The sequence below is a fragment of the Sphingomonas daechungensis genome, assembly GCF_039543105.1.
Lineage (GTDB): Bacteria > Pseudomonadota > Alphaproteobacteria > Sphingomonadales > Sphingomonadaceae > Sphingomicrobium > Sphingomicrobium daechungense.
Genome location: NZ_BAABJC010000001.1, coordinates 737,308 through 760,761, shown reverse-complemented (window position 1 = coordinate 760,761; position 23,454 = coordinate 737,308). Strand labels below are relative to the sequence as shown.

Sequence of the window (23,454 nt, the reverse complement as noted above, 5' to 3'; positions counted from 1 at the left end):
CTTGGACGCCGCGTGCGCCCGCATTAGTCTTGGCGAATGCGCCAATATCTCGATCTCATGCAGAAGATCCTCGACGAGGGCGTCGAGCAGGACGATCGCACAGGTACGGGGACGCTGACCCGATTCGGCGCGCAGATGCGGTTCGACCTCCGCGACGGCTTCCCCTTGCTGACGACGAAGAAGCTTCACCTGCGATCGATCATCGTCGAGCTGCTGTGGTTCCTGCGCGGAGACACCAACATTCGCTGGCTGCAGGACCGCAAGGTCAGCATCTGGAATGAATGGGCGGACGAGCAGGGCGACCTAGGACCGGTGTACGGCAAGCAATGGCGGCATTGGGAGACGGCAGACGGACGCGAAATCGACCAGATCGCCAACCTCGTTGACCTGATCAGGCGCGATCCTTCCTCGCGGCGACAGATCGTGACTGCCTGGAATCCGGGCGAGATCGATCGGATGGCGTTGGCGCCCTGCCACTGCCTGTTCCAGACGCAGGTCGCCGGTGGGCGGCTGAACCTTCAGCTCTATCAGCGCAGCGCTGATTTCTTCCTCGGCGTGCCGTTCAACATCGCCAGCTATGCGCTCCTGACCCACATGCTTGCGCGTGAGACTGGGCATGAGCCGGGCGTGTTCGTGTGGACTGGCGGCGACGTCCATCTCTACTCGAACCATCTGGAGCAGGCGCGCCTGCAGCTGAGCCGCGAGCCGCGGTCGCTTCCACAGCTGATCCTCAAGGACCGGGGCCAATCGATCTTCGATTATGAGCCCGAGGACTTTGTCTTCGAGGCCTACGAGCCGCACCCTCACATTTCAGCACCGGTGGCGGTTTAAGAAATTCCGGTGCCGGAATGGAGCGCATCCCGGATAGGCGCGTTACAATCAGCCGTCAGACGAGGAGTAATTTATGGTCCAGAAGCTTTTGACGGCGGCGCTCATCACGGCCGCCCTTGCGACCGCAGCCTGTAACACCGTCCGTGGAGCTGCCCGCGATGTGAATTCGGTCGCCAATTGCACCGAGAACACGATGAACGGCGGCAAGTGCTGATCATCGGCGCCTAGCCGAAGCACAATCGCAACAGTTCGAAGATGCCTCGTCGGGGAAAGCGCCCGGCGGGGCATTTTTCATGGGCCGTTCAGCCGTCCTACGGTCGACAAGGCGGACAGTTGGATTAATGTTGTTCCGGAACCGTAAGGAGGGTGGACATGAATTCGAAGTTGATCACGGCATTGCTGGTTGGGAGCTGCTTGGCCCTTGCCGCGTGCAACACCGTTCGCGGCGCTGCGAAGGACGTGGAATCGGCGGCAAATTGCACGGAGAATGCGATCAAGAGCGGTCGCTGCTAACCGGCCGAGTAATCAAACAAAAAGCCCCGCCGGTTTGCGTCGGCGGGGCTTTCTTTTTGCCTTGGAAGGCTAGCGACTACTCCGTCAGATAGTCGCCCGCGTCCGCATCGGTGCCATGACCGCTCGGAACGACTTCGGAGAGCGGGTCGGGACCCGTGCCTGCCTTATCGTCACGAACCGAACGTGCATTCTCCGCAGCGCGAAGTTCTTCAGCCGAATTCGGAGCGATCAGGGCTTCCTGCATGCGACGGTGCGTCGCGCGGAGGGCCGCGTCACGGCTGGAAGCCGCAACCCGGAGTTCCTTCATGCTGGAGCCGGTACCGGCCGGGATCAGGCGTCCCACGATCACGTTCTCCTTGAGACCCGTGAGCGTGTCGACCTTGCCCTGGACGGCCGCTTCGGTGAGGACGCGGGTCGTCTCCTGGAACGACGCAGCAGAGATGAAGCTGCGGGTCTGCAGGCTCGCCTTGGTGATGCCAAGGAGGACCGGCTTGCCTTCAGCCTTCTTCTGCTTCTTGTCGAGCTTGGAGTTGATCTCGTCCATCTCCTCGCGATCGACCTGCTCGCCGGCCAGCAGCGTGGTGTCGCCGCCGTCGGTGATCTCGACCTTCTGCAGCATCTGGCGAACGATCACCTCGATGTGCTTGTCGTTGATCTTCACGCCCTGCAGTCGATAGACTTCCTGGATCTCGCTCACGAGGTACTCGGCAAGTGCCTCGACACCGAGAACTTCCAGGATGTCGTGCGGATCAGGCGAACCGCCGACGAGGTTGTCGCCGCGCTTCACGTAATCGCCTTCCTGGACGTCGATGACCTTCGACTTCGGCACCAGATACTCGACCGCCTCCGAACCGTCGTCCGGGATGATCGCGATCTTGCGCTTGGCCTTGTAGTCCTTCTTGAAGCTGACCTTGCCCGAGACCTTCGCGATGATCGCGTTTTCCTTGGGCTTGCGGGCTTCGAAGAGCTCGGCGACGCGCGGCAGACCGCCGGTAATGTCACGCGTACGCGCGGCTTCCCGCGGCATACGGGCGAGCACTTCGCCGGCTTCGACCTTCTGGCCGTCCTCGACAGCGACGATGGCGCCTTGAGCCAGACGGTAGACACCGGCTTCTTCGGCCTTGTCGCCGGTCAAAGTCAGGCGCGGCTGAAGCGCGTCCTTCTTCGACTTCGCCATGTCGTCGGTCACGACACGCTGTGCGATACCGGTGGACTCGTCGATCTGCTCCGACATCGTCCGGTTCTCGATGAGGTCCTGGTACTTCACGGTACCAGCACGCTCGGTGATGACCGGGCTGAACGACGGATCCCATTCGGCAATCCGATCGCCCTTGCTGACGATGTGGCCGCTCTCGCACAGCAGGTGAGCGCCGTACGGAACGCGGTGGGTCGAAAGCTCGCGGCCGTCCATGTCGAGGATCGCGATTTCGCCAGAGCGGGACAGCGAGATGTGCCGGCCGCGCGGGTCGGTGATCGTCGGCATATCGCGGAACTCGATCGTGCCGTCGACCGGCGCTTCGAGGTTCGACTGCTCGTTGAGCTGAGCCGCGCCGCCGATGTGGAAGGTCCGCATCGTCAGCTGCGTGCCAGGCTCACCGATCGACTGGGCGGCAATGACGCCGACAGCCTCACCGATGTTGACCGGCGTACCGCGAGCGAGGTCACGGCCATAGCACTTGGCGCAGACGCCCTGCTTCGAAGCGCAGACCAGCGGCGAGCGGATCTTCACGCCCTGCAGGCCGATCGCCTCGATCTGGGCGACCATCGCCTCGTCGAGAAGCGCACCTTCCGGAATGATCACATCGCCCGACTTCGCGTCGATGACATCTTCGGCCGTGGTGCGGCCAAGGACGCGCTCACCGAGCGAAGCGATGGTGGCACCACCCTGCACGATCGCGCGCATTTCCAGCGCACGGTCGGTGCCGCAGTCGTCCTCGATGATCACGGCATCCTGCGACACGTCGACGAGACGGCGGGTCAGGTAACCCGAGTTCGCCGTCTTGAGCGCCGTGTCGGCCAGGCCCTTGCGGGCGCCGTGGGTCGAGTTGAAGTATTCAAGGACGGTCAGGCCTTCCTTGAAGTTCGAGATGATCGGCGTTTCGATGATCTCGCCCGACGGCTTGGCCATCAGGCCGCGCATGCCCGCAAGCTGCTTGATCTGCGCCTGCGAGCCACGAGCGCCCGAGTGGGCCATCATGTAGATCGAGTTCAGGTCCGCCTGGCGGCCATCCTCACGCGTCGGCGTTGCCGAAATTTCCTTCATCATCGCCGAGGCGACTTGGTCGCCGCAACGCGACCAGGCGTCGATCACCTTGTTGTACTTTTCCTGCTGGGTGATCAGGCCGTCCTGATACTGCTGCTCGTAATCCTTCACGAGCGCGCGGGTATCGTCGACCAGCTTCACCTTGTCGGCCGGGATGACCATGTCGTCCTTGCCGAACGAGATGCCGGCGCGGAACGCGTGGCGGAAACCAAGCGCCATGATGGCGTCGGCGAACAGCACCGTCTCCTTCTGGCCAGTGTGGCGATAGACGATGTCGATGACGTCGCCGATCTCCTTCTTGGTCAGCACACGGTTCACCGTCTCGAAGGGCACCTTGTGGCTCTTCGGAAGGGTCTCGCCGAGGAGCATGCGCCCCGGAGTGGTCTCGAACCGCTTCATGTAGGTGTTGCCGTCCTCGTCCGTCTGCGGGACGCGGCTGACAATCTTCGAATGAAGGGTCACGGCACCGGCTGCGAGAGCCTGGTGAACCTCGGTCATGTCGCTGAGCAGCATGCCCTGGCCAGGCTCATTCTCTTTCTCGAGGCTGAGATAGTAGAGGCCGAGAACCATGTCCTGCGACGGAACGATGATCGGCTTGCCGTTGGCGGGCGACAGGATGTTGTTCGTGGACATCATCAGGACGCGGGCTTCCAGCTGAGCTTCGAGGCTCAGCGGGACGTGCACCGCCATCTGGTCGCCGTCGAAGTCGGCATTGAACGCGGCGCAGACCAGCGGGTGAAGCTGGATCGCCTTGCCCTCGATCAGGACCGGCTCGAACGCCTGGATGCCGAGACGGTGAAGCGTCGGCGCGCGGTTCAGCAGAACCGGGTGCTCACGGATCACTTCGTCCAGGATGTCCCAGACTTCCTTGCGCTCCTTTTCGACCCACTTCTTCGCCTGCTTCAGGGTCATCGAGAGACCCTTGGCGTCGAGGCGCGAGTAGATGAACGGCTTGAACAGCTCGAGCGCCATCTTCTTCGGAAGGCCGCACTGGTGCAGCTTGAGCTCCGGTCCGGTCACGATGACCGAGCGGCCCGAATAGTCGACGCGCTTGCCGAGCAGGTTCTGACGGAAGCGGCCCTGCTTGCCCTTGAGCATGTCGCTGAGCGACTTCAGCGGACGCTTGTTGGCGCCCGTGATCGTGCGGCCGCGGCGGCCGTTGTCGAACAGAGCGTCGACAGCCTCCTGAAGCATGCGCTTTTCGTTGCGGACGATGATGTCCGGAGCGCGCAGCTCGATGAGCCGCTTCAGGCGGTTGTTACGGTTGATGACGCGGCGATAAAGGTCGTTGAGATCCGACGTCGCGAAGCGGCCGCCGTCCAGCGGAACGAGCGGGCGAAGCTCGGGCGGAATGACCGGCACGACTTCAAGGATCATCCACTCCGGACGGTTGCCGGAATCGATGAAGCTTTCGACGACCTTCAGCCGCTTGATGATCTTCTTCGGCTTCAGTTCGGACTTCGTGACCGCAAGCTCGTCGAGCAGTTCCTTGCGCTCACCCTCGAGGTCGAGGTCCATGAGCATGGTCTTGACCGCTTCGGCGCCGATGCCGGCCGAGAAGGCGTCTTCGCCATACTCGTCCTGCGCGGCGAGAAGCTCGTCCTCGGTCAGGAGCTGGTTCTTCTCGAGCGGGGTCAGGCCCGGTTCAAGAACAACGTAGCTCTCGAAATACAGGATGCGCTCGAGCTGCTTCAGCTGCATGTCGAGCAGGAGGCCGATGCGGCTCGGAAGCGACTTCAGGAACCAGATGTGGGCAACGGGCGCTGCGAGCTCGATATGGCCCATGCGCTCGCGGCGGACCTTCGAAACGGTCACTTCCACGCCGCACTTTTCGCAGACGATGCCCTTGTACTTCATGCGCTTGTACTTGCCGCACAGGCACTCGTAATCCTTGATCGGACCGAAGATGCGCGCACAGAAGAGGCCGTCACGCTCCGGCTTGAACGTGCGGTAGTTGATGGTCTCCGGCTTCTTGATCTCGCCGAACGACCAGCTGCGGATCTTTTCCGGGCTCGCGATGCCGATCTTGATCTCGTCGAACGTCTCGGGCTTGGCGATCGGATTTGCGAATGGCGTCAGTTCGTTCATCTTTTCTCTTCCTCTCGTCCCCTCGGTTCCATGAGGGGCAGGGATTGGGTGGCGGGGCCGGTTAGACCCCGCCGATCTCGTTCAGTTATTCGGCTGCGATCGCCGGCGGATCGTCCTCGGATGCGACCGAATCCAGCTCGACGTTCAGGCCAAGGCTGCGCATTTCCTTCACGAGCACGTTGAAGCTCTCCGGAATGCCGGCTTCGAAGGTGTCGTCGCCCTTGACGATCGCTTCATAGACCTTGGTGCGGCCGATCACGTCGTCCGACTTCACCGTCAGCATTTCCTGAAGGGTGTAGGCAGCGCCGTAAGCCTGCAGTGCCCAGACCTCCATTTCGCCGAAGCGCTGACCGCCGAACTGCGCCTTACCGCCCAACGGCTGCTGGGTGACGAGGCTGTACGGACCGATCGAACGCGCGTGGATCTTGTCGTCCACGAGGTGGTGGAGCTTCAGCATGTAGATGTAGCCCACGGTCACCTGACGGTCGAAAGGATCGCCGGTCCGGCCGTCGAACAGGGTCACCTGACCCGACGTGTTCAGGCCGGCCTTGTCGAGCATGGCCGAAACGTCGCTTTCGCGGGCGCCGTCGAACACCGGAGTGCCCATCGGAACACCACCGACCAGGTTCGATGCCAGTTCGACAACGGCTTCGTCGTCGCGGGCATCGATGTCCTTGGCATAAGCGTCGCCGTAGACGTCCTTGAGCTTGGTCCGGACTTCCTTGGCATCCTTGCCGGCAATGTCCTTGCCACGCTCATGCATGCCGTCGAGCATTTCCTGGATCTGGCGACCCAGGCCGCGCGACGCCCAGCCTAGGTGCGTCTCGAAGATCTGACCGACGTTCATTCGCGACGGCACGCCGAGCGGGTTCAGCACGATGTCCACCGGAGTTCCGTCCTCAAGGAACGGCATGTCCTCCTGCGGGAGGATGCGGCTGATGACGCCCTTGTTGCCGTGACGGCCGGCCATCTTGTCGCCCGGCTGAAGCTTGCGCTTCACGGCGACGAAGACCTTGACCATCTTCAGCACGCCCGGCGGCAGCTCGTCGCCACGCTCCAGCTTCTCGACACGGTCTTCGAAGCGGCGGGTGATGACGTTGGCGGCCTCGTCGTACTGCGCCTTCAGCGCCTCGATGTCGGCCTGGCGGGCATCGTCCTTGACGGCGATCTTCCACCAGTCGTGCTTCTCGGTCGCTTCCAGCGCCGCATCGTCGACGGTCGAACCCTTCTTGATGCTCTTCGGAGCAGCCGTCGCAACCTGCTTCAGCAGCATTTCGCGAAGGCGTGCGAAGGTCGCACGATTGAGGATAGCGCGCTCGTCGTCGGCATCCTTCCTCAACCGGTCCTTTTCCTCGGCCTGGATGGCACGAGTACGGTCATCGATGTCGATGCCGTGACGGTTGAAGACGCGGACTTCGACGATCGTGCCCGACACGCCCGGCGGCAGACGCAGCGAGGTATCGCGGACGTCCGAGGCCTTCTCGCCAAAGATGGCGCGGAGGAGCTTTTCCTCCGGCGTCATCGGGCTTTCGCCCTTCGGCGTGATCTTGCCGCACAGGATGTCGCCCGGCTCGACCTCGGCACCGATGTAGACGATGCCCGCCTCGTCGAGGTTGCGCAGAGCTTCCTCGCCGACGTTCGGGATGTCGCGGGTGATGTCCTCCGGCCCGAGCTTGGTGTCGCGGGCCATGACCTCGAACTCTTCGATGTGGATCGAGGTGAAGACGTCGTCCTTCACGATCCGCTCGGAGATCAGGATCGAGTCCTCATAGTTGTACCCGTTCCACGGCATGAACGCGACGAGCACGTTACGGCCGAGCGCCAGCTCACCATATTCCGTCGACGGACCGTCGGCGATGATCTCACCGGCGCTAACCGTGTCACCGACCTTCACCAGCGGGCGCTGGTTGATGCAGGTGTTCTGGTTCGAGCGCTGGAACTTCATCAGCGTGTAGATGTCGACGCCCGATTCACCGGCCTTGAGATCGCCGGTGACGCGAACGACGATACGCGTCGCATCGACCTGATCGACCACGCCCGAGCGGCGGGCGGCAATGGCCGCGCCCGAGTCACGGGCGACGGTCTCTTCCATGCCGGTGCCGACGAGCGGCGCTTCGGCGCGGATCAACGGAACCGCCTGGCGCTGCATGTTCGAGCCCATCAGGGCGCGGTTCGCGTCGTCGTTCTCGAGGAACGGGATCAGCGAGGCCGCCACGGACACGAGCTGCTTCGGCGACACGTCCATGAGCGTGATCTGCTCGCGAGGGGCGATCAGGAACTCGCCGTTGCGCCGGGCGGAGATGATCTCCTCGGCGAACGTGTTGTCCTTGTTGAGCTCCGCATTCGCCTGGGCGATCGTGTGCTTCGCCTCCTCCATGGCGGAGAGGTAGACGACGTCCTTGGTCACCTTGCCGTCGACGACCTTGCGGTACGGCGTCTCGATGAAGCCGTACTTGTTGACGCGGCTGAACGAGGCGAGGCTGTTGATCAGGCCGATGTTCGGGCCTTCCGGCGTTTCGATCGGGCAGATGCGGCCATAGTGCGTCGGGTGAACGTCGCGGACTTCGAAGCCAGCGCGCTCGCGGGTCAGGCCGCCCGGCCCGAGGGCCGTGATGCGACGCTTGTTGGTGACTTCCGACAGCGGGTTCGTCTGGTCCATGAACTGCGACAGCTGTGACGAGCCGAAGAACTCGCGGACCGCGGCGACCGCCGGCTTGGCGTTGATGAGGTCGTTCGGCATGACCGTCGACACGTCGACGCTGCTCATGCGCTCCTTCACGGCACGCTCCATGCGGAGCAGGCCGATGCGGTACTGGTTTTCCAGCAGCTCACCGACCGAACGCACACGGCGGTTGGCAAGGTTGTCGATGTCGTCGATCTCGCCCTTGCCGTCCTTCAGGTTCACCAACTCCTGAACAACGGCGAGGATGTCCTCGCGCCGAAGCGTGGTGACCGTGTCCTCGACGTCGAGGCCAAGGCGCATGTTGAGCTTCACGCGGCCAACCGCGGAGAGATCGTAGCGCTCCGGATCGAAGAACAGGCCGTAGAAGAGCGCGTCCGCGGTCTCACGGGTCGGCGGCTCGCCAGGGCGCATGACGCGATAGATGTCGGCCAGCGCCGAGTCCGCTTCCTCGTTCTTGTCGGCCTTCAGCGTGTTGCGGATCCACGGACCCGTGTTCACGTAATCGATGTCGAGCAGTTCGAGCGTCTTCACGCCCGCCTTGTCGAGCTTCTCGAGGTTCTCCGGAGTGACCTCGTCGCCGGCCTCGATGTAGATCTCACCGGTCTTGTCGTTGACGAGGTCGTGCGCCGAGAAGCGACCGAAGATTTCCTCGGTCGGGACCACGAGGGCCTTGAGGCCGTCCTTGCCCGCCTGGTTGGCGCGGCGCGGAGTGATCTTCTCATTCGCCTTGAAGACGATCTCGCCGGTCTCTGCGTTGGCAAGGTCGTGGATCGGCTTCTGGCCGCGCCACGCGTCGGCGACGTAGGGGATTTCCCAGCCGTTCTTGCCGCGGACGTAGCTGACCGTGTTGTAGAACAGGTTGAGAATTTCCTCCGGCCCAAGCTGCAGCGCAAGCAGCAGGGTCGTCACCGGAAGCTTGCGCTTACGGTCGATGCGGACGTTGACGATGTCCTTGGCGTCGAACTCGAAATCCAGCCAGCTGCCGCGGTAGGGAATGACGCGGGCGGCGAACAGGAACTTGCCCGAAGCGTGGGTCTTGCCGCGATCGTGGTCGAACAGGACCCCCGGCGAACGGTGCATCTGGCTGACGATCACACGCTCGGTGCCGTTGACGATGAAGGTGCCGTTCTGCGTCATGAGCGGCATGTCGCCCATGTAAACGTCCTGCTCCTTGATATCGATGACCGACTTGGTCTCGGTCTCGGGGTCGATCTCGAAGGTGGTCAGGCGCAGTGTGACGCGCATCGGCGCGGCATAGGTCAGGCCACGCTGGCGGCACTCATCGGTGTCGTACTTCGGATCTTCGAGCTCGTAATGGTCGAAGTCGAGGTGCGCGGTGCCCGCAAAATCCTCGATCGGGAAAACCGAGCGAAGGGTCTTCTCGAGGCCGGACACATAGCCGGTCGACGGGTCGGAACGGAGGAACTGCTCGTAGCTCTCGCGCTGGACCTCGATGAGGTTCGGCATCTCCGAGATCTCGTGGACGTTGCCAAAGATCTTGCGGATGCGCCGCGAGTTGGTGGAACGGCTCTTGGCCGGTGCGTCGATCGCCTTGGTCGCCATTGTCTTCCCTGCGCTGCTGTTCCCCGGCGAGGGCCGGGGTCCAGTACTAGGCTCCTGCCTTCGCAGGAGCACATGAAGTGGAGCGCTGCTCCCCGTTGCTCCTCTCCAATGCGTGCGGTCCGTGCGCTGTTCGGACCCTGTCCCGGAGAGGACGGGAAAAGCCCCGGGCGCACGAAAACGTGCGGCGGAGCCGTCTATTTGTTGGATAGGAGCGATATAATCCTATTTTTCCCCTTGTGAAGGGGGTTGCTGCAGGATTTTTCGGGACCGCGGCGATCAGGCTGGATCGCGGAAATAGACGAGTTGATGACTGGTCGCCAGCAGACGTCCGCCCTCGCTCCAGAGTTGGGCGGACTGGTCATGGAATCCGCGGTCGAAAATGCGGGCCTCCGCGGTGCCTAGAACCGGGCTCGGCCCGAGGCTCTTCAGGTCATCCTCCGTGGCATGGAAATAGGAAGTCAGGCTCACCGTTCCGAATGGCACCATCTGCTGTCGGATGTGGATGATCCGTCCAAAGAAAATGTCGGTAAGCGCCGCAAGCCCAACGAAGTCGAGGGGGCGCGGCGGATCGGAAGCGATCCACAGCGTCGACCTGGACGAGGCGCCTTCCGTGGAACCGGCCCAGAACGGCGCGCCCTGCGCGAACCGCAAGTCGAACCGCTCGATCCAGCCTGCTCCCGCCCAGGGCATCCGCTCGAGATCCTCGAAAGGCGGTACGTCAGGAGGGAGGAGCGTAAGGTCGGAGAATGTTTCGGGCCGCTTCCCGAACATGGCGCTTGCCGTCGCGACGCACTCGCCTTCCTGCAGCATAGTCATGGTCCAGTGCTGCGTGGAGCGGTTGGTCCGCGCCGGAAGCGCGGTGATGTGCATTTCGCCCTTGGCAACCGGCGCACAGAAATTGACGGTCAGGGCGACAGGCTCGCCCCTGCGAGCAGGATGAACAAGCGCCGACTTGAAGAGCAGCGCCGTAACCAGTCCGCCGAACGGGCCGACCATGTTCCAGTACGCGTCGCGGGTGCGTGCAATCCAGCTGTCGGGTCCAGTCGGTACGAGATCGGTGGCGATGTCGAAAGGGTGTCGTTCGTGCGGCATGTTGGACGATTAGGCAGTTGCCGCGTCGCGCGCCAAACGAAAAAGGGGCGGCCCCAAGGGAGCCGCCCCTTTGATTTAGTCAGAAGCTGACGAAGCTTACTTGAGCTCGACGGTTCCGCCGGCTTCCTCGATCTGCTTCTTGATCTTCTCGGCTTCGTCCTTGTTGACGCCTTCCTTGACGGCCTTCGGAGCCGATTCAACGAGCGCCTTGGCTTCGCCGAGACCCAGACCGGTGATCGCGCGAACTTCCTTGATCACGTTGATCTTCTTGCCGCCGTCGCCCGTGAGGATGACGTCGAACTCGGTCTTCTCTTCAGCGGCCGGGGCAGCAGCGCCACCGCCAGCAGCCGGAGCAGCCGCGACAGCAGCCGCAGCGGAAACGCCCCACTTCTCTTCGAGAGCCTTGGCGAGATCCGCGGCTTCGAGGACGGTCAGTTCGGAAAGCTGGTCGACCAGCTTAGCAATGTCAGCCATTTGATACTCCTTTGCGGGGCCTTAGCCCCATGTGTCGTGCGTTGATTGAAAGTGGTCGGCCTATGCAGCTGATGCCGCGTAAGCACCGAAGACACGGGCAAGCTGTGCGCCGGGCTCGTTGACGGTGCGGGCGATCTTGCTGGCGGGCGCCTGGATGAGGCCCACGAGCTTCGCACGCAGTTCGTCGAGCGACGGAAGGGCGGCAAGCGCCTTGATCCCATCGACATCGAGCACGGTGTCGCCCATCGCGCCGCCGACGATTTCGAACTTGTCGTTCGTCTTGGCGAAGTCGACGGCCACCTTGGCGGCCGCGACCGGGTCGGTCGACGTTGCAAGCGCGGTCGGGCCCTTCAGAAGGTCCCCGATCGGGCTGTAACGCGTGCCGTCCAGCGCAATGAGTGCAAGCCGGTTCTTCGCAACTTTGTACTGGGCGCCGGCGTCGCGCATCTTCAAGCGCAGGTCCGTGGACTGCGCGACCGAGAGACCGTTGTTGCGAGTGATAACAACCACGCTCGTCTCGTTGAAGACGTTCTTCAGCTCGTCGACCAGATCGGCTTTTTGCGAACGATCCATGCCAACTCCGTATTTCGCCCCGGGCAAGTCCGAAGCGAGGTTCAACAAAACCTGAGCGCAAGCGCTCAGGCACTTCGTGTCCGTGGGGAGTTGGTTTCGCTGGCGCTGCGCATTTCGCAACGCACGACGAAGCGCTAGGCGCTTCGAATGATTCCTGTCCCCGTCTCGGCTGCAAATTAAGAGGCGAACCTCAGCAGCTGTCTCGGACGGTTGCGCGTACCCGAGGGCACGTGCGAGCCGCGCCCTCTACCGAAGAGCGCTCAGAAGTCAACCTTGATGCAATTTGAGACGCCATCGCACGTCGCGCAAATTAACAATTGTTGACAGGCAATTAGTCACGGTCGAGCATCGCCGACTTCGACTCGGGGCGTCGTTCAACAAGGGGAAAATTGAATGCGTATTTGCGCTACGCTTCTGGCATCGTCGGTGGCTGCCATGGTTATGGCAAGTCCGGCGGCCGCACAATCTGCGGACAAGATAAGCAACCAGTACATCTGCACTTTTGCCCGCTCGATGCCGGGCGCGGACGTCCGCAATGAGGCCGCGAAGGCTGCGGGGCCCGTCCTTGGCCAGGTGCTTTTCACATATGAGCATGCGATCAAGGGCTTTGCCGTGCACACCGCCGCGCTTTCGAATGGCCGCAGCGCGGTCGCCGAAATGAAGCGCGCCAACCCGAAGATCGCCGGCTGCGAGCAGGACCAGGTGATGAAGATCGTCGCCCGGCCGGGCGGTGGCGGTGGTGGCGGAGCGGAGCAGACTCCTCCGGGGATCACCGCGGTCGGTGGATCCGTCGACATGAGCGGTTCGACCAAGACTGCTTTCGTGATCGATTCCGGCATCGATCTCACACATCCTGACCTCAACGTCGACACGGCGCGTAGCAAGAGTTTCGTCGGTGGCGATGCAGGCGACAAGAATGGGCATGGCACGCACGTGTCGGGAACGATCGGCGCCAAGAAGAACGGTGTCGGGGTGGTCGGCGTTGCGGCCGGGATCCGGCTCGTCGCCGTCCGCGTGTTGGGTGCGAACGGTTCAGGTTCTACCTCGGGCGTTATCGCCGGCATCGATTATGTGAAGTCGATCGGGAAATCGGGCGACGTCGCCAACATGAGTCTTGGCGGAGGGTTCTCGCAGGCGTTGAACGACGCGGTCGTCAGTGCATCCGCGAGCGTCAAGTTCGCATTGGCCGCCGGCAATGAGTCCGATGACGCCAACAATCACAGCCCGGCAAGCGCCAACGGAAGCAACATCTACACGGTGTCGGCCGTGGACTCTTCGAAGAAGTTTGCGTCCTTCTCGAACTACGGCAACCCGCCGGTGGATTACGCGGAACCGGGGGTGAGCATCCTGTCGACCTACAAGGGCGGCGGATATGCGACGCTTTCGGGCACGTCGATGGCTTCTCCGCACATGGCGGGCCTGCTGCTGGTCGGCGGCCTGAGGTCCTGCGGCACCGCGACCAGCGATCCGGACGGCAATTCCGATCCGTTCGGCTGTCATTGATCTAAAACGGGGCGGCCGGAACATCCAGCTTCTCCGTTCCTCCCGACAGGCTAGGTTGCCGCGTGAGAACGGGCTCGGGGGCGCGCGTGTCGGGTGAACTGAAAGAACGGCAGCCGCTGATCCGGCCCGAGCGCTACGGCTTCTTCGACAAGCTGCTGTTCGCCGTCTTCGTCCTCGCTGTCCCTCCGTTCATAGCCAGCAACTGGAGCGTGTTCCGCGACGGCGACGTTAGCTGGCACATCGCGGCGGGGCGGTGGATCATCGAGCACCACTACAAGATCCCGCGGACGGACCCGTTTTCGTTCACCATGGCGGGCAAGCCGTGGATCGCGTTCGAGTGGGGCGCGGAGCTGATCCTCGCCGGCGCCTACAACCTGGCCGGGTTCGCGGGGCTTGCCGCTCTGGTCGCGCTGGCGCTGATGGCCCTGTTCGGAACCCTCTTCTGGTACTTAAGGGACAAGGCGGGGCCGGTCGCGCTCCTGGTCGCCTTTGCCGCCACCTACCTGGTGCTCCAACCGTTCATCATGGCCAGGCCGCATGTCCTGACCTGGCCGTTCCTCGCCCTCTGGGCCGCGGTCATGTTCCGCTACCGGGATGCGGGAAGGGCGCCGCCGCTAGCCTGGGCGCTGTTCATCGTCCTCTGGGCGAACATCCATGGCAGCTATTTCGCCGGGTTCCTGGTGTCAGCGGCCTGCGGGCTGGACGCGTGGATCGATGCCAGGTTCGACCGCAAGGTCTTCATCCGCTGGCTGGTGTTCGGGATCGCGATCCTCCTGGCCGCCATGCTCAATGCCTATGGCGTCAAGGGGGTGCTCTATCCGCTCGAGATCTCGAGCATGACCACTCTACTCTCGATCGGCGAGTGGCAGGCGAGCAACCCGAGCTCGACCCCGATCTTCTACGGCTTGCTGATCGGCGTCCTCGGCGCGCTGCTCGCCAAGCGGCCGCAGTTTCGGCCGGGCGAGCTGGCGCTGTTGCTGCTGACGCTTCTGATGGCTTTCACCCACATCCGCCACCAGTCGGTGTTCATTATCCTGTCGGCGATGATCGTCACGCCGAAGCTTGCCGGCCCGGGACGCAAAGATGCCCCGCCAACCTTTGCCTCGAATGGCGAGAAACGCCTTTGGCTCGGCGCGGCCGCCGTCGCTGCACTGCCCATCGTCGGAGTGCGGGCGATGATCCCGCTCCAGCCGCGCGAAACCTTCTCGAATCCGCGCGGACTCATTGCCCACATCCCGCCGGAGCTTCGCGATCAGCCGGTTCTCAACGAATATAGCATGGGCGGACCGCTGATCCTCAGCGGCGTGAAGGTCTTCATCGACGGCCGCGCCGACATGTATGGCGACGACTACTTCAAGACGTACCTGAAGATGAACGACGGCGATTGGGACGCCTTTACGGATAGCGTCCGGAAATACGGCTTCCGCTGGACCATGCTGCAGAAGGGCAATCGCCTGGTCGAAAAGCTGGACGCCTCACCCGACTGGCGGCGGGTCTATTCAGACGAGGTGGGCGTGATCCACGTCCGCCGCGACCAGCCCCTTGCGGCCCCCGCGCAGCCGGTCGGCAACGCAGACGCCAAGGAACAGCAAGGCCGCTAGCGGCACCGTGTTCGGCCCGCGGTAGAGGTTGAAGTAGAAGGCGATCGGCAGGAAGCAGAGCAGCCACAGCAGGCCGACCAGCCGCGCCCGCTCCCGATCCTTCAGCCAGAACCCCATCGGGATGATCATCAGCAAGGCGTCGTAGGTCAGCAGGTATGGCGGGACGAGCAGGGTCGCTGCGGCCAGGATCGGCACCTGGTTCTTCCAGTTCCGCGACCAGGCGATCCAGGTCAGCGCAACCGCCGCCGCGGCCACCACCGCGTGCACCGAAAGCGCCACCGTCTGATCGACGCCGAAGTAGCGCAGGAAGGCGAAGACGCTGATGAACTCGTTCCACGGCCATTTGTCCTGCCGCATCAGCTCCGTGTAGAGCGGCAGGATATTCCAGAACCCGATGAAGGCGCTGGCCCCGAACAGAGCGAGCGAGACGAGCCCAAGCACTCCCGCCGTTGCCAGCGCCCCGGCAATCGCGGGCCACAAGCGCGCGGCGATCACCGCGACCGGCAGCAGCAGCGCCAGCTGCGGTTTGATCACCAGGCAGCCGAGGATCGCGCCGGCCAGGAACGGCCGTTCGCGAAGCATCGCGGTCCCGGCGGTGAACAGGCCCGCGGTCAGGAAGCCGTTCTGCCCGATCAGGCCGTTCATCAGCACCGGCGGATGCGCCAGCGCGTAGGGCGTCTCGATCGCCCGGCGGGTCAGCAGCAGGTAAGCGGCGAAGGTCACCACCACCCACGCCGCAAAGCCCCACATGTAGGGCAGCAGGCTGAACGGCGCGACGAGGAGCAGGAACGGTGGCGGGTAGGGGAAGGGGTTGAGACCCTTGAACTCGGTCACCGAAAACTCGACTGCGCGATGCTTCGCAACATCGTAAGCCCCCGCCGGATCCCCCGCGAGCGTCAGCTTCCCGGCCGCCCAATAGCTGAGATAGTCGGTCATGAATTCGTGGGAGAAATGGCGCGACCAAGCCTGGACGCTCAACGCGACGAGCAGCAGTCCGAAGCCTGAAGCGAGGGTTCGTCCCCAGCGAATTCGTGCGCGATTTTCTGTCATGCCAATCCTTGTGTGGGGTAGCGCTGTTCGCGAGTTGGCCGGAATCCTTTGAGGACGTCATCGAGAAGAATGAGGATCGCCGCGAGCGACAGGAAGGGTGCCGCTAACTGAACTGGCGGCCATCCGAATGCCCAAGCGTAGGACGGCACTGCGGATGCCAGCTGAAGAAGAACCGCTACGGCGATCGTCCTTCGATCGGGGAAAGCCCAAGCCAAAGAGAATGCCAAGATGTCAGCGAGCATGAAGTATCGCTCATGCATGCCCGGCAGCAGGAAGGGCATGAATACGGCGCTCCAGGTCGCCATTCGCAAGAGCTGTAACGCCGATCGGGACCTTGGCAGGCGAACGAGCAAGACGGCTGCAATAAAAGCCGAGACGTAGCCAATCGGGAATAGCCGGATCGCCAGTCCCGGATAATAGAATCCGAACACGGTCCACCAACTCGCAGCATTGCTCACGTAGGGGTCGTCCGGCTGCCATGCGGCCTGGCGGAGATAGATCATCGCCAGGTCCTGCGCGGGCCAGCCCAACAGGTAAGCGGGCAGCATTGCAGCAGTCCACACCGCCAGTGGGATCAGCCAGATTCCCGGTCTCACTCTGTTGGAGACGAACGCGAACGCAATGAAGGGGGCGAGAAAAGCCGCCTGCGCCTTGAACGCGAATGAGACGCCGATCCAGAACCCGGCCCAACCCATGCGCCCTTCGACCACGGCACGAAGGGAGAGGACGCAAGCCGTAATCCAGAATGTGTCTGACTGGCCCAGGAACGACGTGTTGAAGATCACGCTCGGTAGCAAGAGGGAGAGGAGTCCGCCGAGCCACGGGTCTCGCGTCCTTAAAGATGTGAAAAGGCGTACGAGGCTGACGCACAACCATAGTGCCCCGCAAAGGGCTATGAGTTTCAATACGATTTGCGGGGAAAGCCAGTTCAGAAGCGGCGACGCGACACGAAGGAGATAGAGGTAAGTCGGCGAATAGTTGCCAAAGGGGGCGGAGAATGCGCTCCAACCCTTCGCATGGATGTGAGTGAGCCAGCTTACGCCAAATTTATCGAGATCAGCGGAGTGGTAGATCGCCATTGGGATGGCATGTACGACAGCGATTGCCGGAAAGATGACCAGCAGCCCCAATGGCGAAAGAGATGGTCGGCTGACTGTCACCCTGAAATCGTCGCCCCCGTTCCGACGATGCACCCCAGCAACTTCAGTAAACGACAGTGCCAAACCGACAAAGGGAATCAAGCCGACGTTCGGAACATCCGCCTAGAGAAGATGCTTTAAACTGCGAGCCGCCGGCCTATCTCGAGGTTCCGGTACATCGCGCTAGCAGGAGTATTTGGTGAGCTTGGTTTCGGTCGGGCAGCGGATTGGTGATCGCCTTCATGCGAAGGCGGCCGTTGTCCGGGTGCAGATAGAAGACCGGCTCGACTGGATCGTTATCGCCTGGCTGATTATCGCCGGGTTGGCGTCTGCAGTGCGCATCGCCTTCAGTCCGGCCGGTCAGCCATTCGGCGTCGAGACCATGCTGCCCTATGCGTTGCTCGTCTTCGCACCGGCGGCATCGTTGGTTTTGGCCCTGCGGTGGTTCGCGGACGGCGACCGGCAACCCCAACCTCGATTCCGGCTGGCGAGGATTGGACGATGGACCGAAGTCGAACGTGAATTGGCGCGCAAGCACCGGCTCTATGGCGCGGGCGGGATCATGGTCTCGTTGATGGTCGGAATGCTCGTCGCCGTTCCGATCCGGGCCCTCGAGTACTTCGGATCGATGCCAGCGATCTCCGGACCTGTCCCCGCTTGGCTCTCGGTCCTGCACACGATGATGACGCTCGACGTCGTGCTGATGACCAGCCTTTACGCCGTGGCTTTCGTCGCCGCGCTTCGCCATGTGCCGCTGTTTCCGCGATTGCTCGCTGCCATCTGGGGGTTGGACCTGGCGTTCCAGCTTGTGACGGCCGAGCTGGTCGCCCGGACCGCAGGCCTTCCTACCGAGGTCGCCAATCCGCTTCAGAGCCTGCTCGATGGCAATGTGAAGAAGGTGCTGATCAGCATCGGGCTGTGGCTTCCCTACCTGCTGTTGTCGCGCCGCGTGAACGTGACGTACCGGAGCCGGATCCCCGCCTGATCTCCTCCTTGATCGATTCGGGCAACCGTCGGAAAATTCACCTTAATTTGTTTCGGGACCGATACAGGAAACGCTTCTGTGTGGAGCCTCCGCTTGTCCACAAATGAGACAAAATGGACACAGAGCGCGAAGCCACTACGAGAAATTAATCAACATTATCAGGGATTTATTTGTCTTGAGTCACGGCGACTCAGTTAACAAAAATTAAATCCTAATGCTTGACAAGAAGTTAAGCCGAGCGCAGCCCTTGTGTCAGCCGAGCGGCCTTGGGGGGCAGTTCGGCGGTGCCGTGTGGGGGTTCCCGTCTGCGTATCCGGGACACAAGGCGTCGCTCGAACCTTATCGCCACTTTCCTCAGTCGCAGGCGTGTCTTCGCGCTTACCACGCGAACGCATTACCGAGGGAAGGAACGAACACATGAAGACTTTCATCAAGATGCTTAAGGACGACAGCGGTGCTTCTGCTGCCGAATATGCTCTCATCCTCGCCATCGTCGGCACCGGCATCGCCATTGCGGCGATCCTGCTGGGCGGCGCCATTGGCGGTGCGATGAACAGCGCGTCGAACTGCATCAACAACCCGAATAGCACGACCTGCTAATCGGATTGGGGACGGCCGCAGTCGCTGCGGCCGTCCCTACTATCTTCCTGATTTCAAAGGTGGCATTATCCATCTGACATAGGCGGGGGGCGCCAAGGGATGAATAGGCAGACGCTGATCGCGCTGGGCGTTGCGGTCGTATTGGGACTGTTCGCAGTCTATCTGGCGAACGCCTATCTGGGCCGAAGCGACGAAAAGGTCGCGCAGGCGGTGCAGGGCACCACCAAGGTCGCGGTCGCGGCCGTTCCGCTCGATTACGGAACCGAGATCACGGCGGACAAGGTCAAGTTCGTCGATTATCCGACCGCCAGCATTCCTGCCGGCGCGTTTTCCAATTTTCAGCAGCTCGTACCCGGCGGCAAGAAGCGCGTCGTGCTTCGGCCGATCGCCCTCAATGAGGCGATCCTGGCGACCAAGCTGGCCGGCGAGGGCCTTGGCCCGTCGATCGCCTATCTGCTTCCGGATGGCATGCGCGCCGCCGCGGTCCGCATCAACGACGTGTCCGGCGTTGCCGGCTTCGTCCAGCCGATGGACAGCGTCGACGTCCTGATCACGCGGACCATCCCGGGCCAGGACAACCGCCAGGTGACGGACGTGTTGCTGCAGGCGATCAAGGTCATTGCCATTGACCAGAACGCGCAGGACGCGGACGGCAAGCCGGTCGTTGCCAAGACGGCAACGCTCGAAGTCAATCCGATGGACGCGCAGAAGCTTGCGCTCGCGCAGAACGTCGGCTCGCTCAGCCTCGTGCTTCGCAAGCCCGGCGAGCAGCAGGATGCCGGCCGGGTCTCGACCGTCAGCCTCGAGGATCTTCGCTATTCCTATTACGGCGGCGCGCGCCCGCCCGCGGCCACGGCTTCGGCAACGCTCGTTCCGCGCCAGTCCGTCGGTGCGCCGCGCCGCGTCGTGGTGGTCCGCCGCCCGGCGCCCGTCGTGCCGCGCTCCAACAATGTTGAGGTGGTTCGGGGGACCACCGGCAGCAACTACGAAGTGGGGGGTTATGGGTCGTGATCTGAAGGGAAGGGTCGCGCTTACCGCGCTTGCCCTTGCGGTCGCCAGCGTAACGACGCCGGCCGCCGCCCAGGATAGCCGCATCAGCGTCGCCGAAGGCGTCCACGCCGGCGAGGTCGCGGTTCCCGTCAACAAGAGCCAGGTGATCCGGTCCGACCGGCCTTACGCAAAGGCCCTGATTGGAGCGCCGGACATCGCCGACGTCCTGCCGTTGACCGACCAGTCGCTGTACGTCCTTGGCAAGAAGGCCGGGACGACCAGCCTGACCCTCTACGACCGCAACAACATGCTGATCGCGGTGGTCGACGTGGTCGTCGGGCCGGACGTGATCTCGCTTCGCCGCCAGCTTTCCGAGCTGATGCCGGGCGACAGCGTCGGGGCACGCATCTCCAACGATTCGATCGTCCTCGAAGGCGTGGTGCCGAATGCGGTGGCCGCCGACCGGGCGGTGCAGATCGCCGAGACCTATGCCCCGGGCAAGGTCGTTAACATGCTCTCGATGGGCTCTTCGCAGCAGGTCATGCTCGAGGTTCGGTTCTCCGAGATCAAGCGGTCGGCCCTGAAGCAGATCGGCGTCGGCATCGGCGGCCTGTCGGGCAGCGGCAACAACGGCCTGACCGGTGTCATTGGCGGTGGCGCAAGCCTGACTCCCGGTGTGCCGATTACCAGCACCGTCAATGGCGTAACGCAGACAGTTCCCGGCGATCCGATTTATTCGTTGGGGTCAATCATCGACAGCTTCGGGATCATCTCCCGCAATTTTAGCATCCTTGGCCTTAGCTTCCAGGCGACACTGGATGCATTGGAGCGCAAGGGATTGGTCAACACGCTTGCCGAGCCAACCCTGGTTGCCTTGTCAGGTGAGACCGCGAGCTTTCTCGCTGGCGGTGAGTTCCCGGTTCCGGTCGTCCAGAATTCGGGCGGCGGCGGTGGCAGCAACGGCAGCGCAAGCTCCGCGATCACCGTCGAATGGAAGCCGTTCGGCGTCAGCCTCGCCTTCACGCCCACGGTCCTTGCCGATGGCGTGATCAGCATGGTCGTCGCGCCGGAAGTCAGCTCGATCGACCAGTCCGCGTCGATCGTCATCAACAATCTGCGCATTCCGGGGGTCCAGACCCGCCGCGCCAAGACGACGGTCGAGCTTCGCGACGGCGAGAGCTTCGCGCTTGCCGGGCTCATCCGCAACGACTTCCAGGACACGGTGCGCCAGTTCCCGATCCTCGGCTCGCTGCCGATCATCGGCTCTTTGTTCCGCTCGACGGGCTTCCAGCGGGACGAAACGGAGCTGGTGATGATCGTCACGCCGCGGCTGGTGAAGCCGGTCCGCGCAGGATCGATGAAGGTGCCGACCGACCGCGTCCAGCAGCCGAACGAGGCGGACCTGTTCCTCCTCGGGCGGACGGACACGGGCGTCGCCCCGATCCAGGAACTCGGCCCGCAGCAGACGCGGACCCCGCCACCGTCGCCTCCGGCAGCGCCCGGCGGCTCGGCAGCCAAGAAGCCGGTCGGCTTTGAAAAGGAATATGGCCATGTCCTCTAAGCTGACGCTTCTTGCGCCCGCGGCGCTGCTGATCGGCGCTTGCGCGGTCGATCCCGCCACCCAGTCCTTCGATCCCGGGTTCGGCGAGGCTCAGAAGTACAACATGGCGATCCAGACCATCGATCCGGATCCGGTCTACACCGCCGAAGACGCCCAGCCGGGCGACAATGGCGACAAGGGCGCGGCGGCGGTCAAGCGCTACCGCACCGGCAACGTCAAGGCGGTCGAGATGATGGGCACGACTGGCGGCGGCTCCGGCGGCAGCAGCGGCGGCAGCAGCGGCCCGCAATAAGGATGGGAGAAAATGCGGCGTTTTCTCGGAAGGTTCCTTCGTAGCGATAAGGGTAGCGTCGCGCCCACCGTCGGCCTGTCGCTGTTCGCGCTGATTGCCGTCGGCGGTATCGCGTTCGACTATTCACGCGTCGCGGCGATGGACACCGAGCTCCAAAATGCCGCCGACCAAGCCGCCCTGGCCGCTGCAACGCAGCTCGACGGCGACCCTGGCGCGCAGACGCGTGCGACGTCCGCGGCGACCACGCTGATCACCAACCAGACGCGGATGGCCAACGACGCGAGCTCGCCGAACGTCTCGATCGCAAGCGTGACGTTCTACTCGGCCTACACCGACCCGACCACCAACACCGCAGCTACCGGCGACGCGGACTCCAATTTCGTCCGCGTGACCGTCAACAACCGCACGGCCAATTTCGCGTTTACGCCGATCGTAGCCGCCTTCTCCGGCAGCACGAACGCGAGCGCGATTGCGGGGCTCAGCAGCGCCGTCTGCGGCGTCGTGCCGTTCTTCATCTGCAACCCGACCGAGCCGAGCGGAAACACCAACGTCAATCTTTCGCCTGGCGGCCTCAATCCCGGAACCGGCATCGTGATGGCGCAGGGCGGGACCCAATGGGGGCCGGGCAACTTCGGCTTCCTCGACCAGCTTGGAAATGGTGCGAACAGCGTGGCCGCTGCCCTCGCTTCCAACACGCTGCTTGGCAATTGTCAGTCCACGTCCGGGGTCGTGACCGAAACAGGCAATATCCTGAACGCCGTTCGAGACTCGCTGAACATGCGGTTCGACTTCAAGCCGGGCAACAATTCGGCCTGCCAGTCCGGCCCATGCTCACCATCAAGCAACGTCACCAAAGACGTTGTGATGTCGAACACCGGCAGCAACTGCACGTGGCAGGAGAACACTGCGACGGCGGCTGCAATGCTCACCACGACGCCGCCCAAGTACTTCCCCGATGCTCCGAATGTCGCTTCGACGAAGACGCCACAGATCATGGGCTATCCCCGTGATCGCTGCCATTACTTCATGCGGACGTCAGGTAATAACTCTTCCTATCCGTTCTGCACTTATGGCCGTGTCGGCGACGGCCAATGGGACATCGATGCCTATTTCAGAAGTAATCACACCGGAATCACCTGGGCAACAGAACCCGGTCTCGACGCCGACGGCAATGGTATCGTGACTCGATATGAAACTTACCTTTGGGAAGCGGCAAGTCCCGCTACGCGGTTGCCGGCGACCGGCAAGGCGGGAGCCGCGGGCTTCACGCAATGGGGCCAGCCCCAGAACAAGTGCCTGGCACCCGGAATCGCTCCCAATCCGAGCGGGACCGATCGTCGCCGGATCACGGCCGCCGTCGTCAATTGCATAAGCGTCGCCAATAGCACCGGTCTTAACGGCAAGAAGACGCTCCCGGTCGCCGGATTCATCGACGTCTTCCTGACTGAACCAAGCATCGCTCGTCGTCGTTGCGATTCCGGTGCCGGCTGCGCAGGGAACAGCACCTTCGCCTATAGCGGCACCAACTACGAAAATGCCTATGGCAGCATCAACGACATCTACATCGAGGTGATCGGGGCGGCCGGTACAGGACAGGGCGGGGCAATCCCCCAGATCAGCCGGCGCGATGTTCCGCGCCTGATTGAGTAGCCC

18 protein-coding genes are annotated in these 23,454 nt (G+C 63.0%); 11 read left to right on the top strand and 7 right to left on the bottom strand.

Annotated elements, in window-relative coordinates:
* The first annotated feature begins 36 nt into the window (after positions 1–36).
* The 3 genes from ABD928_RS03980 (at position 37) to ABD928_RS03970 (ending at position 1,344) form a co-directional block, all read left to right on the top strand.
* On the top strand, positions 37–831 hold the full coding sequence (locus ABD928_RS03980; protein ID WP_187714519.1) for a thymidylate synthase: 795 nt from the start codon (positions 37–39) through the stop codon (positions 829–831).
* Positions 832–904: 73 nt separating this feature from the next.
* Positions 905–1,045, top strand: a complete 141-nt coding sequence (locus tag ABD928_RS03975; protein ID WP_187714518.1) for an entericidin EcnA/B family protein — start codon at positions 905–907, stop codon at positions 1,043–1,045.
* Positions 1,046–1,203: 158 nt separating this feature from the next.
* Entirely contained in the window at positions 1,204–1,344 is a 141-nt protein-coding gene (locus ABD928_RS03970; RefSeq protein WP_187714517.1) for an entericidin EcnA/B family protein, read from the top strand.
* A gap of 76 nt (positions 1,345–1,420) precedes the next feature.
* On the opposite strand, the gene rpoC is transcribed toward ABD928_RS03970, so the two are convergent.
* The 5 genes from rpoC to rplJ all read right to left on the bottom strand — a co-directional run bounded on the left by rpoC (position 1,421) and on the right by rplJ (position 12,080).
* A complete protein-coding gene (gene rpoC / locus ABD928_RS03965) occupies positions 1,421–5,695 on the bottom strand; it encodes a DNA-directed RNA polymerase subunit beta' (protein ID WP_187714516.1) in 4,275 nt (1,424 codons plus the stop codon).
* Positions 5,696–5,780: 85 nt separating this feature from the next.
* Complete coding sequence (rpoB, locus tag ABD928_RS03960) at positions 5,781–9,941, bottom strand: DNA-directed RNA polymerase subunit beta (protein WP_187714515.1); 4,161 nt, start codon at positions 9,939–9,941, stop codon at positions 5,781–5,783.
* A 276-nt stretch (positions 9,942–10,217) separates the two neighbouring features.
* The gene (locus tag ABD928_RS03955; protein ID WP_345166291.1) at positions 10,218–11,033 is read right to left on the bottom strand and encodes an acyl-CoA thioesterase; all 816 of its coding nucleotides are present in this window, start codon (positions 11,031–11,033) and stop codon (positions 10,218–10,220) included.
* A 96-nt stretch (positions 11,034–11,129) separates the two neighbouring features.
* A complete protein-coding gene (rplL, locus tag ABD928_RS03950; protein ID WP_187714512.1) occupies positions 11,130–11,507 on the bottom strand; it encodes a 50S ribosomal protein L7/L12 in 378 nt (125 codons plus the stop codon).
* A 60-nt stretch (positions 11,508–11,567) separates the two neighbouring features.
* Entirely contained in the window at positions 11,568–12,080 is a 513-nt protein-coding gene (gene rplJ / locus ABD928_RS03945) for a 50S ribosomal protein L10 (RefSeq protein WP_187714511.1), read from the bottom strand.
* Between the two features lie 393 nt (positions 12,081–12,473).
* Here rplJ and ABD928_RS03940 point away from each other — a divergent pair, with 393 nt between their 5' ends.
* Entirely contained in the window at positions 12,474–13,583 is a 1,110-nt protein-coding gene (locus ABD928_RS03940) for a S8 family serine peptidase (protein ID WP_345166286.1), read from the top strand.
* Between the two features lie 62 nt (positions 13,584–13,645).
* Positions 13,646–15,184: a TetR-like C-terminal domain-containing protein gene (locus ABD928_RS03935; RefSeq protein WP_345166283.1), complete on the top strand. Its 1,539-nt coding sequence runs from the start codon at positions 13,646–13,648 to the stop codon at positions 15,182–15,184.
* Here ABD928_RS03935 and ABD928_RS03930 read toward each other — a convergent pair.
* Positions 15,083–16,234 (bottom strand): glycosyltransferase family 87 protein, encoded by a 1,152-nt coding sequence (locus ABD928_RS03930; protein WP_345166280.1) that lies wholly within the window; start codon positions 16,232–16,234, stop codon positions 15,083–15,085. The genes ABD928_RS03935 and ABD928_RS03930 overlap by 102 nt on opposite strands.
* Positions 16,231–17,019, bottom strand: a complete 789-nt coding sequence (locus ABD928_RS03925; RefSeq protein ID WP_425569665.1) for a hypothetical protein — start codon at positions 17,017–17,019, stop codon at positions 16,231–16,233. The genes ABD928_RS03930 and ABD928_RS03925 overlap by 4 nt, the downstream gene beginning before the upstream one ends.
* Positions 17,020–17,572: 553 nt before the next feature.
* Here ABD928_RS03925 and ABD928_RS03920 point away from each other — a divergent pair.
* The 6 genes from ABD928_RS03920 (at position 17,573) to ABD928_RS03895 (ending at position 23,451) form a co-directional block, all read left to right on the top strand.
* Positions 17,573–18,358: a DUF2569 domain-containing protein gene (locus tag ABD928_RS03920; RefSeq protein WP_345166277.1), complete on the top strand. Its 786-nt coding sequence runs from the start codon at positions 17,573–17,575 to the stop codon at positions 18,356–18,358.
* Positions 18,359–18,775: 417 nt separating this feature from the next.
* Positions 18,776–18,958: a Flp family type IVb pilin gene (locus tag ABD928_RS03915; RefSeq protein WP_187714505.1), complete on the top strand. Its 183-nt coding sequence runs from the start codon at positions 18,776–18,778 to the stop codon at positions 18,956–18,958.
* Between the two features lie 99 nt (positions 18,959–19,057).
* Positions 19,058–19,969: a Flp pilus assembly protein CpaB gene (gene cpaB / locus ABD928_RS03910; protein WP_345166274.1), complete on the top strand. Its 912-nt coding sequence runs from the start codon at positions 19,058–19,060 to the stop codon at positions 19,967–19,969.
* A complete protein-coding gene (locus tag ABD928_RS03905) occupies positions 19,959–21,509 on the top strand; it encodes a type II and III secretion system protein family protein (RefSeq protein WP_187714503.1) in 1,551 nt (516 codons plus the stop codon). The genes cpaB and ABD928_RS03905 overlap by 11 nt, the downstream gene beginning before the upstream one ends.
* Complete coding sequence (locus tag ABD928_RS03900) at positions 21,499–21,801, top strand: hypothetical protein (RefSeq protein ID WP_187714502.1); 303 nt, start codon at positions 21,499–21,501, stop codon at positions 21,799–21,801. The genes ABD928_RS03905 and ABD928_RS03900 overlap by 11 nt, the downstream gene beginning before the upstream one ends.
* A 12-nt stretch (positions 21,802–21,813) precedes the next feature.
* Complete coding sequence (locus ABD928_RS03895; protein WP_345166269.1) at positions 21,814–23,451, top strand: TadE/TadG family type IV pilus assembly protein; 1,638 nt, start codon at positions 21,814–21,816, stop codon at positions 23,449–23,451.
* Positions 23,452–23,454: the final 3 nt, after the last annotated feature.

Bases quoted from the DNA above. Each gene is read 5' to 3' on its own strand.
- ABD928_RS03975 (WP_187714518.1), top strand. From the start codon at position 905: ATGGTCCAGAAGCTTTTGACGGCGGCGCTCATCACGGCCGCCCTTGCG.
- ABD928_RS03900 (WP_187714502.1), top strand. From the start codon at position 21,499: ATGTCCTCTAAGCTGACGCTTCTTGCGCCCGCGGCGCTGCTGATCGGC.
- rpoC (WP_187714516.1), bottom strand. From the start codon at position 5,695: ATGAACGAACTGACGCCATTCGCAAATCCGATCGCCAAGCCCGAGACG.
- ABD928_RS03980 (WP_187714519.1), top strand. From the start codon at position 37: ATGCGCCAATATCTCGATCTCATGCAGAAGATCCTCGACGAGGGCGTC.
- ABD928_RS03970 (WP_187714517.1), top strand. From the start codon at position 1,204: ATGAATTCGAAGTTGATCACGGCATTGCTGGTTGGGAGCTGCTTGGCC.
- ABD928_RS03940 (WP_345166286.1), top strand. From the start codon at position 12,474: ATGCGTATTTGCGCTACGCTTCTGGCATCGTCGGTGGCTGCCATGGTT.
- ABD928_RS03930 (WP_345166280.1), bottom strand. From the start codon at position 16,234: ATGACAGAAAATCGCGCACGAATTCGCTGGGGACGAACCCTCGCTTCA.
- ABD928_RS03905 (WP_187714503.1), top strand. From the start codon at position 19,959: ATGGGTCGTGATCTGAAGGGAAGGGTCGCGCTTACCGCGCTTGCCCTT.
- cpaB (WP_345166274.1), top strand. From the start codon at position 19,058: ATGAATAGGCAGACGCTGATCGCGCTGGGCGTTGCGGTCGTATTGGGA.
- ABD928_RS03895 (WP_345166269.1), top strand. From the start codon at position 21,814: ATGCGGCGTTTTCTCGGAAGGTTCCTTCGTAGCGATAAGGGTAGCGTC.
- ABD928_RS03915 (WP_187714505.1), top strand. From the start codon at position 18,776: ATGAAGACTTTCATCAAGATGCTTAAGGACGACAGCGGTGCTTCTGCT.
- ABD928_RS03955 (WP_345166291.1), bottom strand. From the start codon at position 11,033: ATGCCGCACGAACGACACCCTTTCGACATCGCCACCGATCTCGTACCG.
- rplL (WP_187714512.1), bottom strand. From the start codon at position 11,507: ATGGCTGACATTGCTAAGCTGGTCGACCAGCTTTCCGAACTGACCGTC.
- rplJ (WP_187714511.1), bottom strand. From the start codon at position 12,080: ATGGATCGTTCGCAAAAAGCCGATCTGGTCGACGAGCTGAAGAACGTC.
- rpoB (WP_187714515.1), bottom strand. From the start codon at position 9,941: ATGGCGACCAAGGCGATCGACGCACCGGCCAAGAGCCGTTCCACCAAC.